The organism is Acidibrevibacterium fodinaquatile, from assembly GCF_003352165.1.
GTDB lineage: Bacteria > Pseudomonadota > Alphaproteobacteria > Acetobacterales > Acetobacteraceae > Acidibrevibacterium > Acidibrevibacterium fodinaquatile.
Genome location: NZ_CP029176.1, coordinates 3,185,393 through 3,199,648 on the forward strand (window position 1 = coordinate 3,185,393; position 14,256 = coordinate 3,199,648).

The window sequence follows — 14,256 nt, forward strand, 5'->3', positions numbered from 1 at the left end:
TTAGCCACCTCTTGGCGGCCAGTTATATCCGATCGGCTGCGCACGTTCGAATGCCGCCGCGGCACGCACCACGTCGCCTTCGGCGTGGCTGCGGCCAACGATCTGCAATCCGACCGGCATCCCGTCCGCTGCCACACCGCCACAGATCGTGCCGGCGGGATTACCAGTGAGGTTAAACGGGTACGTATAGAACACCCATGAAACAAGGTTTCGATCACTAAACTCAGGGGGAATATCGCGGCCAACCATAACTGACGTCACCGGCACTACTGGCGAAATGAGCAGATCGTAGCTTTCAAAAAAGCGACGCATTGCATCGCGTAGCTCATAGCGTTCGAAAACCTTGGTGTAATAATCGGCCATACGCTGCGAAAGTGCATGCTCCAGAATACTAGCGACGGCGGGATCGAGCTTCTCGCGCTCCTGCTCCAAAACCTTGCGCAGCCGGATGCCAACGCCCGCATAAAATTCTGCAGTCCAGAGAGCGGCGGGATCCGTTTCGAATATCGTATCGACGACATCGACTCGGCAGCCTAGCGCTTCAAACACTTCAGCGGCATGATCGGTGACCTGGCGGACTTTAGGATCAGGACGAGCATAGCCGAGTGTCGGGCTATAGGCCACGCGTAGCCCCGCAACGCTTGCTTGTGTCATTCCCAACACGTCAGGAACAGGCCCCGCGACGCTGAACGGGTCACGCGAATCATATCCGGCGATCACTGAGAACAGCAGCGCCATGTCAGCGACGTTGCGAGCGATCGGACCGACATGTGCGAGGGTCGGCGTCGCCGATGTCGGCCACACCGGCACGCGGCCGAACTGCCCCTTAAGACCAACTAGGCCGGTGAACGAACAGGGTATCCGAATAGACCCGCCGCCGTCTGTCGCGAGAGCAAAAGGCGTTACGCCCGCCGCGACCGAAGCTGCCGCTCCCGCGCTTGACCCCCCGGGGGTCTTGTCGGGATTCCAAGGATTACGCGTGATTCCGGTGAGCGGGGAGTCACCTACCGGTTTGCAACCAAATTCGCTGGTCGTCGTCTTGCCAATGATAATGGCGCCGGCCGCCCGCACCCGCTCTACCGCCGGCGCATCCGCCACCGCCCAATTGTCTCCCATTACCCGCGAGCCGGAGGTAAGGCGCACGTCCTTCACCGCGATCAGATCCTTGACCGAGATCGGCAGACCGTGGAGTAACCCGACTGGCGCGCCACGCATCACCATATCCTCGGCAATGCGTGCGGCGGCCAGAGACTGCTCCGGCATCAACGTGACGAAAGCATTAAGCGTCGGTTGCGTCGCATCGGCGCATTCGAGAGCACGACGCGTCACCTCGATCGGGGAGATCTGCTTCGACATGATCAGCCGCCGCAAGTCTAATGCCGTCATGAAATCGAATTCCGCGGACATCGCCGTTCCCTCGCCCGTCCGACAAGTCTCTGCTCAATCCGCGACAATCGCGAAGGCGCGGACTGGCGACCCGGACCCACCTTTGAACTTTAACGGCACGCCGAAGAACTCAAACTCGCCCTTGCCGAGCAGCTCCTCGAGATTGACAAGCCATTCCCAATGACTCATTCCAAGATCGCGGCAAAGGCGGTGCTGGGCAAAGATATTGTCCGTTGGCTTGTCCGTCGAGGGGCCTTCCACGCCGTGCATCATCGACCCGCGTTCATGCAGCCAACGCGTCGCCTCCACCGTCAGCAACGGGTTCTTCCAGACGCAATCGAGGCCGGGATATGTGCGCTTGTGGAAGCCCGTACAGAGCAACACGATATGGCCGTCCACTTTAACTCCGGCTTTCGCCTCGGCCATTTCCATATCACTGCGGGTGATTTCGCCGAGATCAGGGATATGGCGAAGATCAAAGCACACCGCCTTGCCTACGAAGCGCTCTAATGGCATCTCGTCCACTGTCGCACCATGCGGATTGACGTGACGATACGCGTCGACGTGCGTTCCGACATGGTCGAGCATTGCAATGAAGTTCGTCTGAAATGTCATCGCATCGCCAGGCACCCCAAGATTGAACGCTTTCGACGATTCGTGGCTGAGATGCGTCGTAATTACTGGTCGCTGAAACAGTTTATGCGACGGCATGTTGTCTTCGATCGTCAGGCTGAGGTCGATGATACGTCTCACGGAACTATTCTCCCCTGCTTTATCGTTGAATCCATTCAGATCAACGCCAACTGATGGCCAAGGAAGGCTAACAGGGACCGCTTGATGGCTGCGGGATCAAGCCCCTGCACAATGAATACTATGCGCGAGCGATGATCCGCATCCGGCCACGTGCGCATATGGATCGGCGGATGCACAAGATATTGCACGCCGTGGATCGCTACTGGCGCGGTCTCCCCCACCACCGCGATGATACCCTTGACGCGCAGAACACGTTCGCCGTGGCGATTCAACAGCATCGACAGCCAAACGCCAAACATCGTCCAGTCTAGTGGCTGATCGAAGGTCAACGCAAAAGCGCTGACGTCGTCGCGATGGCTATCCCGATGCTCATGCTCATGCCCAGTGGACGGCATCTCTGCTCCGAACCAGCGACGCAGCGCCATGCTGTCGATCGCGAGATCGAAGCTGTCGCATGCCAACAACGCATCGGCGTCCAGCGCATTGTCGGCCGCGCGATACACCGGCGCCGCAGGATTGAGCACTCTAATCCGAACGTCGAGCCCCGCGATCTCCGCTACATCGGCGAGATCGGTCTTGGTTAGCACAATGCGGTCGGCGACCGCGATCTGTTTGACACTCTCGTAGTGCCGCTCAAGCTGCGCACGCCCATTCACCGCATCAACCGTGGTGATCACATTGCCAAGACGGAAATGGTGTTTCAACATTGGTTCGGCATGGATTGTGCTTACCACAGGAAACGGATCGGCGAGCCCTGTGGTTTCGATCACGAGCCGCCGGAATGGCGGCACCAGCCCACGCCCTCGGCGCGAATGCAGGTCACGCATCGCGTCCGCCAGTTCGCCACGAACGGTGCAACAAAGACAGCCCGAACGCAGCAACACGGTATGGGTGTCGATGCGCTCCAGCAAATGATGGTCGAGCCCCACCTCACCAAATTCGTTGATCAACACGGCAGTATCGGCTAGCGCGGGGTCGCCGAGCAAGCGCTGTAGTAACGTCGTCTTGCCCGAGCCGAGAAAGCCGGTGAGGAGATTAACCGGCGTGAAATCAGGACTCTCAGTCATGCCGGGTCTCAAGCCGATCAAGCAGCGCCGGATCAAGCGGGTCGCATGGCCGCCCCAACAATTGCTCGGCAACCGTCCAGAGATGTGCAAGGTTATGCACGATCTCCGTCCTGCCGGTGGCCGTGGATAGCACGAAGGCGTTGCCCTGCCAGTCCGCCAATTGCATCTGGAAATGTGCCAGCACCTGGTTGGCCAAAACCACGCGCCGGACGCGTTCACGTCGGCGCTGCAACGAATCGGCCGCGCGCGAGTAAACACCCGGCCGCGCCGACGAATCCGTCCAGTGATCAGAACCGGCAAGAACGCCGCAGAGCGCGCACATCGCCGCCAGTCTCCACTATTTCTTGCGCGGATGTCGGCGGGCAAAATCGTCCGCCATCTCGTCCATGGTTATGAACTTCACCCCGGGGAAACGCGTCATGTAATGGAACAGGCGTTCTAGCATCATCAACACATGCGGCCGACCCGATACGTCGGGGTGAATGGTGATCGGAAACACGGCATAATCGTATTCGCGGTAAACCCATTCGAACTGATCGCGCCACATATCCTCGATATCACGTGGATTGACAAAGCCATGGCTGTTAGGCGCCTTCTTGACGAACATCATTGGCGGGAGATCATCAAGATGCCAGCTGGCAGGAATTTCGATCAGGTCGGTCTCCACACCGCGCTTCAGCGGCATCATCCACTCGCTCGCCTTCTTCGAATAGTCGATCTTCGTCCAACTGTCGCCGACGCGCACGTAATAGGGCTGGAAGTCATTATGCATCAGCGAGTGGTCATATTTAATGCCCTTCTTGATAAGCAATTCGTTGCTGACACGCGAGAATTCCCACCAGGGCGCCACGTACCCCGTCGGACGACGGCCGGAAAGATTTGTTACCAAATCTATGCACTTATCGAGCACCTCTTCTTCCTGCTCGGGTGTCATAGCAATCGGATTTTCATGACTATAGCCATGAATACCGATCTCGTGACCCGCGGCAGCCACCGCCTGCATCTGCTCCGGAAAGGTCTCAATCGAGTGGCCAGGGATGAACCAAGTCGTTTTGATACCAAAGCGCTCAAACAGCTTCAACAATCGCAGCGAACCTACCTCGCCGGCGAACAAGCCACGCGAGATGTCGTCTGGGCTGTCCTCACCGCCATAAGATCCAAGCCAACCGGCCACCGCGTCGACATCGACGCCAAAGCCACAGAGAATTTCTTTTGCCATTGCGCACTCCTCCATCGTTATGCTGCTCTTAGTCCTTGATTACTGTGTCACCGCGCGATAACCGTTGCGTCGTTTGCCTTCCAGGCCACCCATACCTTCGCCCCGGGTTGCAGGCTTTCATTTCGAAACTTCTCGACATGGCCCTCCATCATCACCAACCGCCCGCCTTCCAATTCTACGGTCAGTGAAGCGAGATGACCAACCACCTCGCGTCGCTCTATGACACCGGACATGACGTTACCCGCATATTGGCCTGCAATCGCATCAAATGACCCCGCAGCTTTCGACGTGATATCAAAAGCCTCTGACGGAATCACGATTTTTGCCGGCCCTCCAACAGACAAAACGGCGTTACGCTGCCCCATGAAAACCCCAAACTGCGTCTCGACGCTCACCTCTTGATCCCGCATTGCGCGCAGCGTTCCGTCTAAGATCGTATTACGACCGACGAATTGCGCGACGAACGATGAGCTCGGGCGTGTGTAAAGTTCATAGGGCGACGAAACTTGCTCAATGCGACCGAGGTTCATTACCACGATGCGGTCCGACATGGTGAGCGCCTCCGATTGCGCGTGTGTCACAAATACGAAGGTGATACCAAGATTGCGCTGTAACAGTTTCAGCTCCGCCTGAATCGCCTTTCGCAAATTAGCATCAAGCGCACCGAGCGGCTCGTCCAACAGCAAGATCTGCGGTTCTGTCACCAGCCCGCGCGCCAGCGCGAGACGCTGCCGCTGGCCACCGGACAGCCGGTCCGTACGGTGATCGGCAATGTCGGCGAGGCTGAATTTGTCCAAAATTTGATCGACCTTCGAAGTCCGCTCCGCACGCGGCAGCCGTTTTACTTCCAAACCGAAGGCCGCATTTTCGCGCACTGTCAGGTGTGGGAACAAAGCATAATTCTGGAAGATCATCGAGGTCGGACGTCGCTCCGGAGACAGATCGTTGACACGTTTGCCGCGAATCAGGATGTCGCCGTGCGTAATCGTCTCAAACCCAGCGATCATGCGCAGTGTCGTTGTCTTGCCACAGCCTGATGGGCCGAGAAGGGCGACGAATTCACCCTTGCCAACCTGCAGATTGACGTCAATCACCGCTGGCGCGCCGTTGTCGTAGATCTTTCCGACGCCGACCAATTCTAGATCGTAGTCCACGTCTAACAGTTCTCCGTGGATGGCGGTAAACGGTGGGACCGAAGACACCCCCGGTCCCACCTTCGGTATCAGGCGCTCAGGAACTCATCCCACTTCTGGATAAGATGGTCGTAGGCATCCGGCCACTGGTGCCAGTAAGCGACGTTCGCTGCTCGCGTGGCGAGCGAGCCGCCGTCGCGCAGATCACCCTCCTTGATCCCTCTCTCGGGCTCGCCGACCCAGGGTTTACCGAGATACCAGAATGCATATTTATCGGGGTTCATTACTTTCTCGATATTCGTGGTCGGTGAATAATACCCCTGCTCTGAGACCGTTATGCCTGGCGGGCCGGATAGCCAGTAGTCAGCATAGGCTATCACCGCATCCTTATTAGGTGAATTGGAGATCAGTGCGGGACCGATCGCCCATGCACGATACCCCTCCTTCGGCACAGCATACTTGGCTGGCTTCCCTTGCGCCTTCACCGCCATCACCGCCGGCTGCCAAGCATCGCATACCACCATTTCCCCGGAGGCAAGAAGGTTAACTAGTTCACCGAAATCGCCCCATAATGCGCGGAACTGACCACTTTTCTTCTTAGCGATCAAAAACTTTGAGGCCTCGTCTATTTCCTTTTCACTTGGGTTACCGGGATTCTTGACATCCATGAGGCCGAGCGTATTCATCGCCATTATCGCCTGGCCGAAAGCGATTAGGGGATCGGTATTCAATCCCGATCGCCCCTTCCACTTCGGGTCGAAAATCGCGGTCCAGGTATTTGCCTCTTCAGCCGAAAGCACGGTTGGATTATAGCCGATCGAGTCATAGTTGTAGACGGCGGGCACCATCCATAGCTTAGTTTGCGCTTCGTCCACCCAAATTTGTCCAACGATCTGCGCCTTACGTTCCCATTTCGGATTGACTTTGGTAAAGGTGTCGCGAATGCCGGCCCAGTTTTTGATATCGCTGGACTTGATGTCCGCAATGTTCTTCGTCTCGATCACCGCCGGCAGACGCTCGCCGATCGTTTCCCAGCAATCGTAGTCCTTCGAACCCGAAAGGATCTTGGTCTGCGCATCCGGAAAAGTTGCGGCAGTGCCTGTGACGGAACCGACACCAGAATTCTTTTTGAAGTCCGCGAGAATGCGGTCCTGCACCGTAACGGAAAGGCCGATTGTCCGTAGTTGCTCTTTGGCGAGGCTCGTCGCCGCCGCATAGGCGCGGCGTGAATTGAGGAATGGTGTGCCGGCGCCCATCGCCAGCGCCACCATGCCCGTCGTTGTCTTCAACAGACTCCGACGATCCAGTTCTTCCTTCTCGATCACAAAAATACTCCTCCTGCCTTGGTTGGTTTCACGATTTACGCTACGGTAGCGCACGCTTTAATAGCGTCCTACCAGCAACCCACCATCCACCACTACCGTTTGACCAGTCATGTAACGGGCGGCTGGCGACGCTAGAAAGACTATCACGTCGGCGATTTCCTCCGGCTCCCCAATACGACCCATCGGAATGAATGCGCTCGCTGCTTCCGCGCCGGCGGCACCGAGCGAATGTTGCTCGGATAGAAGCTGCGCGGTGCGGATATAGCCGGGGGCTACGCCGTTGACTCGTATGCCTGCGCTCGCGAGCTCCACGGCCAGCCCACGGATCAAGCCGACGACGCCAGATTTCGCCGCCGAATAATGCACATGTTCGTTCCAGCCATAAGCCACACCCATGATCGATGACGTACACACGATGGCGCCACTTCCCCGCGCGCGCATGCCGGCGAGTGCTGGGCGGATCACGCGCAACATCCCCTTGAGGTCGATCTCAAAAGTATGATCCCAGGCGTCATCGCTCATTTGCGATAGCGGCACTTTATGTGCAATTCCGGCGTTGGCAACGATACAGTTGAGTGGCCCGAACTTTATCTCGACTGCGCGCAGCACCGCCTCCGCCTGTTCGGTCGAACGCACATCCAGGTGGTGGAACTCCGCGTCGCCGCCTCCCGCCCTGATTGCAGCAGCTACTGATTCGCCTTCAACATCGAGAACATCGGTAACAATGACGCGGTAGCGAGCGGCCGCGAACGCCCTGGCGGCCGCGCGACCGATACCAATGCCGGCGCCAGTGATAAGAACAGTGCCCGCCATCTTTAGACTCCTCTATCGTCCAAAATTTACTGAGCCCAATGCCATGATCCGTTATACATCCTCTTGGATCGCAAGCCGGCGCGCGCGGCGTACCGAAAGTCCCATTAGAATCGAATAGATCACCAGTAGCGCCAGCGAGAACATCGTGGTCAGGATACCGAAGGCAAAGATATTCGGATGAATTTCCACCGCGAAAGTGCCGTAGATCGCAAGCGGCAGCGTCAGATCCGGGCCAGAGGTAAACAACGTACGCGCAAACTCATCGTAAGACAGTGTGAACGCGAACAGCATGGCCGATAGGACGCCAGGAAAAATCAACGGGAATGTCACGCGACGGAATGTACGCGCCGGCGGCACGCCCAGCGACCACGCTGCTTCCTCTACCGCGCCGTCGAAACGGTTAAATATAGCCAGCATCACCAGAAACGCGAACGGATAGGTATAGACGACGTGCAAAACAAAGGCAGTACCCCACCAATGCCGGTCTACACCTAGAATATTGGCCACCAGCGCCATCCCCAGACCTACCAATACGCCTGGAACCATCATGCCAAGAACGATAAGATAAAACACGACTCCCGATCCACGAAATCGAGTGCGGAACGCCTGCGCGGACAGCACACCGAACACCGTTGAGACCACTGTTGTGATAAACGCCAGCGACAAGGAGCGTATCAGTGCATCTCCTATCGGCAACGGCGCCACGCGGGAGGGAGGCGTCAGGCCGAAGATCTGGCGGTACCAATATGTCGACCATTCAATTATCGGGAATTGTGGTCCACCCTCCGGCCCAGTCTGGAACGAAAGGACACCCAGGACAAAAAACGGCCCATAAAGAAATAAAATAAATAGCGCTGTATAGACAGCAAGTGTTGATTTGGCTAGCGGGCTATGCATATCACAACTCCCGGCGCAGATCGACAACCCGCAATAAAAGGGACACCACAAGCCCGGTAACGATCGTCAGCACCACGCCGACCACCGCCGCAAATGCCCATTTCAGCGAGCCGACCTGAGTAATAATAATATTGCCGAGCATATTCACCTTGCGTCCGGACAGAGCCGCAGAGGTGGCAAACTCCCCGAGTACCATTACCGAAACGAAGATAGATCCCACTACAACGCCCGGCATAGAAAGCGGCAAGATAATGCGGAAAAAAATCCGCCAAAAACCCGCCCCCAAATCGCGCGCGGCCTCTATGATGTTCGGGTCGATCCGGCTGAGCATGAAGGCGATCGGACCAACCATAAACACGCAGTAGATTTGAGTCATGCCGATGACCACGGACAGCTCCGTGTAGAGCAGCGCGCTGATTGGCTGATCAATGAGGTGAAGATCGTGGAGGATAATGTTGATGGCGCCTTGCTCACCAAGCATCGGACGCCAGGCCAGCACGCGGATCAAAAATGAGGTCCAGAAAGGAATTACACAGAGCACCAGAAGGATTGTTGATAATGTTTTGTTGCGTACAAGAAGACCAACAAACAGCGCAGCCGGATAGCCAACCACCAGCGTCGTCACCAATACGATTAGCCAGAGGCGCAATGTGGTCCATAAGGACGCGAGATAAGTGCTGTTCGAAAAGAAGTTTACCCAACTCCGAGTCGTTAGGATCGGCTTGATGGTAAATGTAGTCTGCGTCCAGAACGAAACGTAGACCATCATCAAGATGGGCACCAAAAGGAACAAGGCCATCCAGATCACGCCTGGCGAGATCAGAAGATAAGGCACCAAGTACCTACGGCGAGCATAACGCGGCGACGCGGACGATACGACAGGTTCCGCAATCGGCGGCATCGCACTCGAGTTTGCCGTATGGTTCATGCGCGGACGTTCCTTAAGTGAACACTAAGGCTTGCGATGCATCCCAAGCCAGCGTGTAACATCGTTTCGGCTCCAGGTCACCCGGTCGGTGATGGCCAAGATGCGCCGAAACTTCGATAGCTTCACCCTGCGCCGTTTTAAAGAAATACGTCACCGACGCGCCGCTATATTCAGACGTTACGAATTCCGCTTCCAGCGCGGCCTCGTTGCCATTCGCCGAGGCATGAGCGTCACGAATGCGGACAAGATCATGGCGGATGCAATAGGCCGCGCCATCATCCGCGCCATCATGAACGCAGGCAGATCCCGAAATCGGAAACGTCGCAAACTCGCTGACGAATCCAGAACCATCCCGATGACCGCGGAAGATATTGTAGCAATTGAGAAAGCGCGCAACCCGCGCGGAAGCGGGACAATTATAGACGGCATCCGGCGAAGCAAATTGCGCAACCGATCCACGGTCGAGCACGATCACCCGATCGCCGATCGCCAAGGCCTCGGTATCGTTGCCGGTGACGTGTAGGAAGGTGACACCCAGTTGTTCGCGAATCCGACGCAGCTCCCCGCGCATTCGCAGTCTTAGATTGGCGTCAAGCGCGCCGAGCGGTTCATCGAGAAGCACTAGCTTGGGTTCAGTAACCAACGTGCGCGCCAGCGCCACACGCTGCCGCTGGCCACCGGAAATCTGATGTACCCCGCGTTCTGCGAGCCCTTGCAAGCCGACGAGGGCAATCATTTCGTCCGTGCGGCTTCGCAAAGCGGCGCGGTCACGCACTGGGTCCACGGCGCGGTTGGCGAGACCGAACGCTATATTGTCACGCACCGAAAGATGCGGGAACAAAGCGAAATTCTGAAAGACAAAACCTATGCCGCGAAGATGCGACGGCATTTCACCTAGTGCTTTGAACCAAACAGAGGATTCACAACGGGGCTGATTTGTGAGATTCTGTGTGCATGGCACAGACCGTCATCCCCATCGTCAACTCCGCGGACCGCGAGCGTTTGGCCGCCATTGTGGAGGATCGCAACCGTTCTCAGAAGCATGTTCAGCGTGCCAGGATCATTCTGCTATCGGCGGAGCGTCTGACCGTGCTGGAGGTGGCGGCGCGCAGTGGAGCAAGCCGGCCGTCGGTATGGCGCTGGCAGCGGCGCTTTGCCGAGCAAGGTGTCGATGGATTGCTGCGCGACAAGACACGCAAGCCGGGCAAGGCGCCGTTGTCGCCGGCGACCATCGCCCGCGTGCTGGCGCTGCCCTGCGGGGAGGCACCGAAAGCGGCGACCCACTGGACCGGCCGTATGGTGGCCAGCGCCGTCGGCATCAGCCTGAGCGCGGTGCAGCGCATCTGGCGGGCCCATCGCCTGCAGCCACACCGCATCAGGACCTTCAAGAAATCCAACGACCCGGCTTTCGCCGCCAAGGTCGAGGATATCGTTGGGCTCTACATGAACCCGCCTGCGCACGCCGTCGTCGTCTCGATCGACGAGAAAAGCCAGATCCAGGCGCTCGACCGCACCCAGCCCGGCCTGCCGATCAAGCCTGGCCGCTGCGGCACCATGACCCATGATTACAAGCGCCACGGCACCACCACCCTGTTCGCCGCTCTGAATGTCCTCGACGGCACCGTCGTCGGCCGCTGCATGCCCCGGCACACCCATCAGGAATTCGTCAGGTTCCTCAACGCCGTCGAGCGCGCCGTCCCCGCCGGCAAGATCATCCACGCCATCGCCGACAACTACGCCACCCACAAACATCCTAAAGTCAGGGAGTGGCTGGCCGATCATCCGCGCTGGGTCTTCCATTTCACGCCAACCTCCGCGTCCTGGATCAACGCCGTCGAAAACTTCTTCTCTGTCATCACCCGACGGCGCATCCGGCGCGGCGTGTTCACCTCCGTCGCCGATCTCCAACGCGCCATCCGCAGCTACATCCGCGAGCACAACCGCAACCCCAGGCCATTCGTCTGGACCAAGCCGGCTGACGACATCCTCGCCAAGCTCAGCCGGCTGCCTGTAGCGTCCGATTGAGTCAGAGCACTAGGCTACGTTCACCGAGCCGGACACAACCTCCATCGGGCACATCAAATCCTGCAATCAAACGCAATAAGACAGTTTTACCGGAGCCACTTGGCCCGAGCAGCGAGACATACGCGCCGTCAGGAATCGAAAGGCTGACGTTATTGACCGCCGTTACCGCGCCGAAGCGTTTCGTTAATCCCTCGAGAACTAGCCCGTTAGCCACGGCCAGAACACTCGTTACGCAGCAAGGTCACAGCCCGCAAGACAAAACCCCTTTCCGACACTGTAGCTGGCTTTTCTCTTCCCAAACCGACAACGCGAGAAATTTGATACGCTTCCGGCGCCTTATATGCCCCTTTAGTGGCCTCGACATCACACCAATTATCTATTGGTTAACCTAACAAAAAACGGATATCGTATGCAAGCTGAAAAATGCCGCCATGATGCGCGCGCCTTCTTCGCAGGCTCCGGGGCTGGGGAGCCGGAATGCACTCGCTTAACGGTAGACAAAGACCGTTTTTTGGTATGATGCACCGAAAATAGGCAGACGATGACCGAACCGCTTTACGAAATGATTCGCCACTCGCTGGCTCAACAAATCACCGCCGGGACTCTGCCTCCCGGCCTTGTTTTGCTTGAGGGGCCAATCGCAGAGGCCTTCCAAGTTAGTCGTGCTCCGGTGAAAGTGGCGCTGCGCCTGCTACACGAAGATGCTCTCGTGCAGCGCTTTAATGGTCGCGGCTTCATAATTCCGGGCCGTGACAAGCCGCTGCGGATCAGCCCGCGCGAGGCCGGGCTCCAGCCTCTCGTCGACGGCCAGACTGAACCGCTGCCCCGCGCGGGGTGGGAGCGCATCTATGCCGAAGCGGAGGGCGCGATTGGCCGGGCACTGGTTTTCGGCCGCTTCCGCGTTCTCGAAGCCCACATGGCGAAGCACTTCCACGTAGGCCGCACGATCATGCGCGACGTGCTCAGCCGCATGCAGGAGCGCGGGCTGATCACCAAGGATGCGCGCTCGCACTGGATTGCTGGCCCACTCACCGCTGCGGTGCTGCGGGAGTATTATGAAATCCGCCGCATCTTGGAACCCGCTGCGCTGCAGATGGCAGCGGGTAAGCTCGACGCCGACGAATTACGGACGATGCGCGGGCGCGTCGCCGGCGCGATGGAGAGCAGCCCTGCCTTATTATCGCCAGACACGATGCGCGAGATCGACGAGGATCTCCATATCCGCTGCGTGCAACGCAACGGCAATGCCAGACTTTCGGAAATGATCCAGGACTGCCATCTCGTCCTACTCGCCAACCATACCTTCCTTTGCCATCTCGGCGTCCCAGAGGAGGTACCGGAGCTGGCCGAACATTTGGTGATTTATGATCTGCTGTTGCAAGGCGAACCGGAAGCGGCGGCGGTGGCGCTGCGCGCCCATCTCAGCCGCTCGCTTGACCGCGCGTTAGCCAGGCTGATGGTGCTGTCGGTCATTCCCATTCCGCCACTGCCCTCTTTCCTCGCGCCGACCGAGCCGTAGAAGAACCCGCCGCCAAAAACTGGCTCCAGCGACGCACCAGATAATTGTGCTCCGGCACTGTTGTGCTCCAGAGAGCGATATGCGAGAGACGCTGCCACTGAGCGCCACCATCTCGCGTTGCACCGGCATGCACCGAAATACGTCCGTAAGGATCCGTCAGATCGGTCTTTGCTGGCTCGCCCTGATACCAGTAGCCCCACTCGGCTGCAGAAATCTTCGCCTGAACCATGCTTGGAATGGCAAAATAATACCCTTGTCGGGCCATCAGCGCCCCCGCCCAGCCGGACAACCACCAGTTGATGAATTCGTAGGCGGCGTCCAACGGCCGCCCGCGCAGATGGCTGGAGAGGCCGACACAACCATGCCAGGCCCGATATCCTTCGCACGGGCGGGCATAATTGACCGCAATCCCCTGAGCCCGCAGGTCGCAAAATGTCGGCGACCACATGCTCTCGATCGCCGCGGCCCCTTCCGCCATGAGTTGTTTCGCCTCATCGATCGATCGCCAAAGCGCCGCGAAATGACCAGATCGCCGTCGCCGGATCAATATCCGCGCGAGTTGATCGATCTCTTCGATGCACGGTCTCCCAAGATCCGCGAAACGCACAAGACCAAGTGCATGCGCCGCCAAGGCAGCGTCGGCGCTGCCGATCGTCGGGTCGGCGATGAGCGCCACCCGGCCGCGCAAACGATCGTCGAGGAGCCATCCCCAACTCTCGCCATCAGCCAGGACCTCGGGCGGCATCGCATCAGGTAGATAGCCGAAAGCGTCCACGTTGAACACGGTGGGAACGGCGCTGATCCGCTCTGTCGGCTGGCCACTCAAACGCAGATTGGCCTGCACGTAGAGGTTTTCCTGCGGTGCATCCGCCGAACTGCACAGTCGGCTGCGAACACCGAGCGCTTGGTTCTCCCGCACCAATCGCTCCCAGAGCGGGATTCGAGCGATGCGGATCGGCTGCAGTGCTCCCGACGGCCAAACAACTGCTACATTGTGGAACCACTGGTCATAAATGTCATAGCTGCTTGGCTGCAAGGCCGCCCGCCGCTGCGCAGTCACGCCGTCGAGCACCTCGAAATCGAGCGTAATGCCAAGGTCGCGCTCCGCTTGCCGACGCAAAGGCTCGATCAGCGTCACGGCGGTGCCGAGCACGCGCAGCCGCGGCCGTCCATCTGTCTGAACGTATGGGA

The 14,256-nt window shown here is 58.3% G+C and carries 15 protein-coding genes; 2 read left to right on the forward strand and 13 right to left on the reverse strand.

The window, feature by feature from the left end; translation table 11 throughout:
• The 11 genes from DEF76_RS15185 to DEF76_RS15235 all read right to left on the reverse strand — a co-directional run bounded on the left by DEF76_RS15185 (window position 1) and on the right by DEF76_RS15235 (window position 10,410).
• Window positions 1–1,407: an amidase gene (locus tag DEF76_RS15185; RefSeq protein WP_114913016.1), complete on the reverse strand. Its 1,407-nt coding sequence runs from the start codon at window positions 1,405–1,407 to the stop codon at window positions 1–3.
• 33 nt (window positions 1,408–1,440) lie between these two features.
• A complete protein-coding gene (locus DEF76_RS15190; protein WP_114913017.1) occupies window positions 1,441–2,139 on the reverse strand; it encodes a cyclase family protein in 699 nt (232 codons plus the stop codon).
• A 35-nt stretch (window positions 2,140–2,174) separates the two neighbouring features.
• Window positions 2,175–3,206: a CobW family GTP-binding protein gene (locus DEF76_RS15195; RefSeq protein WP_114913018.1), complete on the reverse strand. Its 1,032-nt coding sequence runs from the start codon at window positions 3,204–3,206 to the stop codon at window positions 2,175–2,177.
• Window positions 3,199–3,528 carry a hypothetical protein gene (locus DEF76_RS15200; RefSeq protein ID WP_114913019.1) on the reverse strand — a complete coding sequence of 110 codons (330 nt, stop codon included), beginning with the start codon at window positions 3,526–3,528 and terminating at the stop codon, window positions 3,199–3,201. The genes DEF76_RS15195 and DEF76_RS15200 overlap by 8 nt, the downstream gene beginning before the upstream one ends.
• Window positions 3,529–3,543: 15 nt before the next feature.
• The gene (locus tag DEF76_RS15205) at window positions 3,544–4,425 is read right to left on the reverse strand and encodes a polysaccharide deacetylase family protein (protein WP_114913020.1); all 882 of its coding nucleotides are present in this window, start codon (window positions 4,423–4,425) and stop codon (window positions 3,544–3,546) included.
• A gap of 47 nt (window positions 4,426–4,472) precedes the next feature.
• A complete protein-coding gene (locus DEF76_RS15210; protein ID WP_114913021.1) occupies window positions 4,473–5,579 on the reverse strand; it encodes an ABC transporter ATP-binding protein in 1,107 nt (368 codons plus the stop codon).
• Window positions 5,580–5,647: 68 nt separating this feature from the next.
• On the reverse strand, window positions 5,648–6,883 hold the full coding sequence (locus tag DEF76_RS15215; protein WP_205216031.1) for an ABC transporter substrate-binding protein: 1,236 nt from the start codon (window positions 6,881–6,883) through the stop codon (window positions 5,648–5,650).
• 57 nt (window positions 6,884–6,940) lie between these two features.
• A complete protein-coding gene (locus DEF76_RS15220; protein ID WP_114913022.1) occupies window positions 6,941–7,696 on the reverse strand; it encodes an SDR family NAD(P)-dependent oxidoreductase in 756 nt (251 codons plus the stop codon).
• A 51-nt stretch (window positions 7,697–7,747) separates the two neighbouring features.
• Window positions 7,748–8,593: an ABC transporter permease gene (locus DEF76_RS15225; RefSeq protein ID WP_114913023.1), complete on the reverse strand. Its 846-nt coding sequence runs from the start codon at window positions 8,591–8,593 to the stop codon at window positions 7,748–7,750.
• 1 nt (window position 8,594) lies between these two features.
• Complete coding sequence (locus DEF76_RS15230; protein WP_205216032.1) at window positions 8,595–9,521, reverse strand: ABC transporter permease; 927 nt, start codon at window positions 9,519–9,521, stop codon at window positions 8,595–8,597.
• A 13-nt stretch (window positions 9,522–9,534) separates the two neighbouring features.
• Window positions 9,535–10,410 carry an ABC transporter ATP-binding protein gene (locus DEF76_RS15235; RefSeq protein ID WP_114913024.1) on the reverse strand — a complete coding sequence of 292 codons (876 nt, stop codon included), beginning with the start codon at window positions 10,408–10,410 and terminating at the stop codon, window positions 9,535–9,537.
• A gap of 65 nt (window positions 10,411–10,475) precedes the next feature.
• On the opposite strand from DEF76_RS15235, the gene DEF76_RS15240 reads away from it, so the two are divergent.
• Window positions 10,476–11,546 (forward strand): IS630 family transposase, encoded by a 1,071-nt coding sequence (locus DEF76_RS15240; RefSeq protein ID WP_114910930.1) that lies wholly within the window; start codon window positions 10,476–10,478, stop codon window positions 11,544–11,546.
• 1 nt (window position 11,547) lies between these two features.
• On the opposite strand, the gene DEF76_RS15245 is transcribed toward DEF76_RS15240, so the two are convergent.
• Window positions 11,548–11,760, reverse strand: coding sequence for an ATP-binding cassette domain-containing protein (locus DEF76_RS15245; RefSeq protein WP_114913025.1), 213 nt, complete (start codon window positions 11,758–11,760; stop codon window positions 11,548–11,550).
• Between the two features lie 327 nt (window positions 11,761–12,087).
• Between DEF76_RS15245 and DEF76_RS15250 the strand changes: the two genes are divergently transcribed.
• Complete coding sequence (locus DEF76_RS15250) at window positions 12,088–13,065, forward strand: GntR family transcriptional regulator (RefSeq protein ID WP_114913026.1); 978 nt, start codon at window positions 12,088–12,090, stop codon at window positions 13,063–13,065.
• On the opposite strand, the gene DEF76_RS15255 is transcribed toward DEF76_RS15250, so the two are convergent.
• Complete coding sequence (locus tag DEF76_RS15255; protein ID WP_205216033.1) at window positions 13,016–14,218, reverse strand: ABC transporter substrate-binding protein; 1,203 nt, start codon at window positions 14,216–14,218, stop codon at window positions 13,016–13,018. The two genes, DEF76_RS15250 and DEF76_RS15255, sit on opposite strands and share 50 nt — an antisense overlap.
• Between the last annotated feature and the right edge of the window lie 38 nt (window positions 14,219–14,256).

Coding starts and splice junctions, on each gene's coding strand:
- DEF76_RS15240 (WP_114910930.1), top strand. CDS start 10,476: ATGGCACAGACCGTCATCCCCATCGTCAACTCCGCGGACCGCGAGCGT.
- DEF76_RS15200 (WP_114913019.1), bottom strand. CDS start 3,528: ATGTGCGCGCTCTGCGGCGTTCTTGCCGGTTCTGATCACTGGACGGAT.
- DEF76_RS15220 (WP_114913022.1), bottom strand. CDS start 7,696: ATGGCGGGCACTGTTCTTATCACTGGCGCCGGCATTGGTATCGGTCGC.
- DEF76_RS15205 (WP_114913020.1), bottom strand. CDS start 4,425: ATGGCAAAAGAAATTCTCTGTGGCTTTGGCGTCGATGTCGACGCGGTG.
- DEF76_RS15250 (WP_114913026.1), top strand. CDS start 12,088: ATGACCGAACCGCTTTACGAAATGATTCGCCACTCGCTGGCTCAACAA.
- DEF76_RS15235 (WP_114913024.1), bottom strand. CDS start 10,410: ATGCCGTCGCATCTTCGCGGCATAGGTTTTGTCTTTCAGAATTTCGCT.
- DEF76_RS15230 (WP_205216032.1), bottom strand. CDS start 9,521: ATGAACCATACGGCAAACTCGAGTGCGATGCCGCCGATTGCGGAACCT.
- DEF76_RS15195 (WP_114913018.1), bottom strand. CDS start 3,206: ATGACTGAGAGTCCTGATTTCACGCCGGTTAATCTCCTCACCGGCTTT.
- DEF76_RS15185 (WP_114913016.1), bottom strand. CDS start 1,407: ATGTCCGCGGAATTCGATTTCATGACGGCATTAGACTTGCGGCGGCTG.
- DEF76_RS15225 (WP_114913023.1), bottom strand. CDS start 8,593: ATGCATAGCCCGCTAGCCAAATCAACACTTGCTGTCTATACAGCGCTA.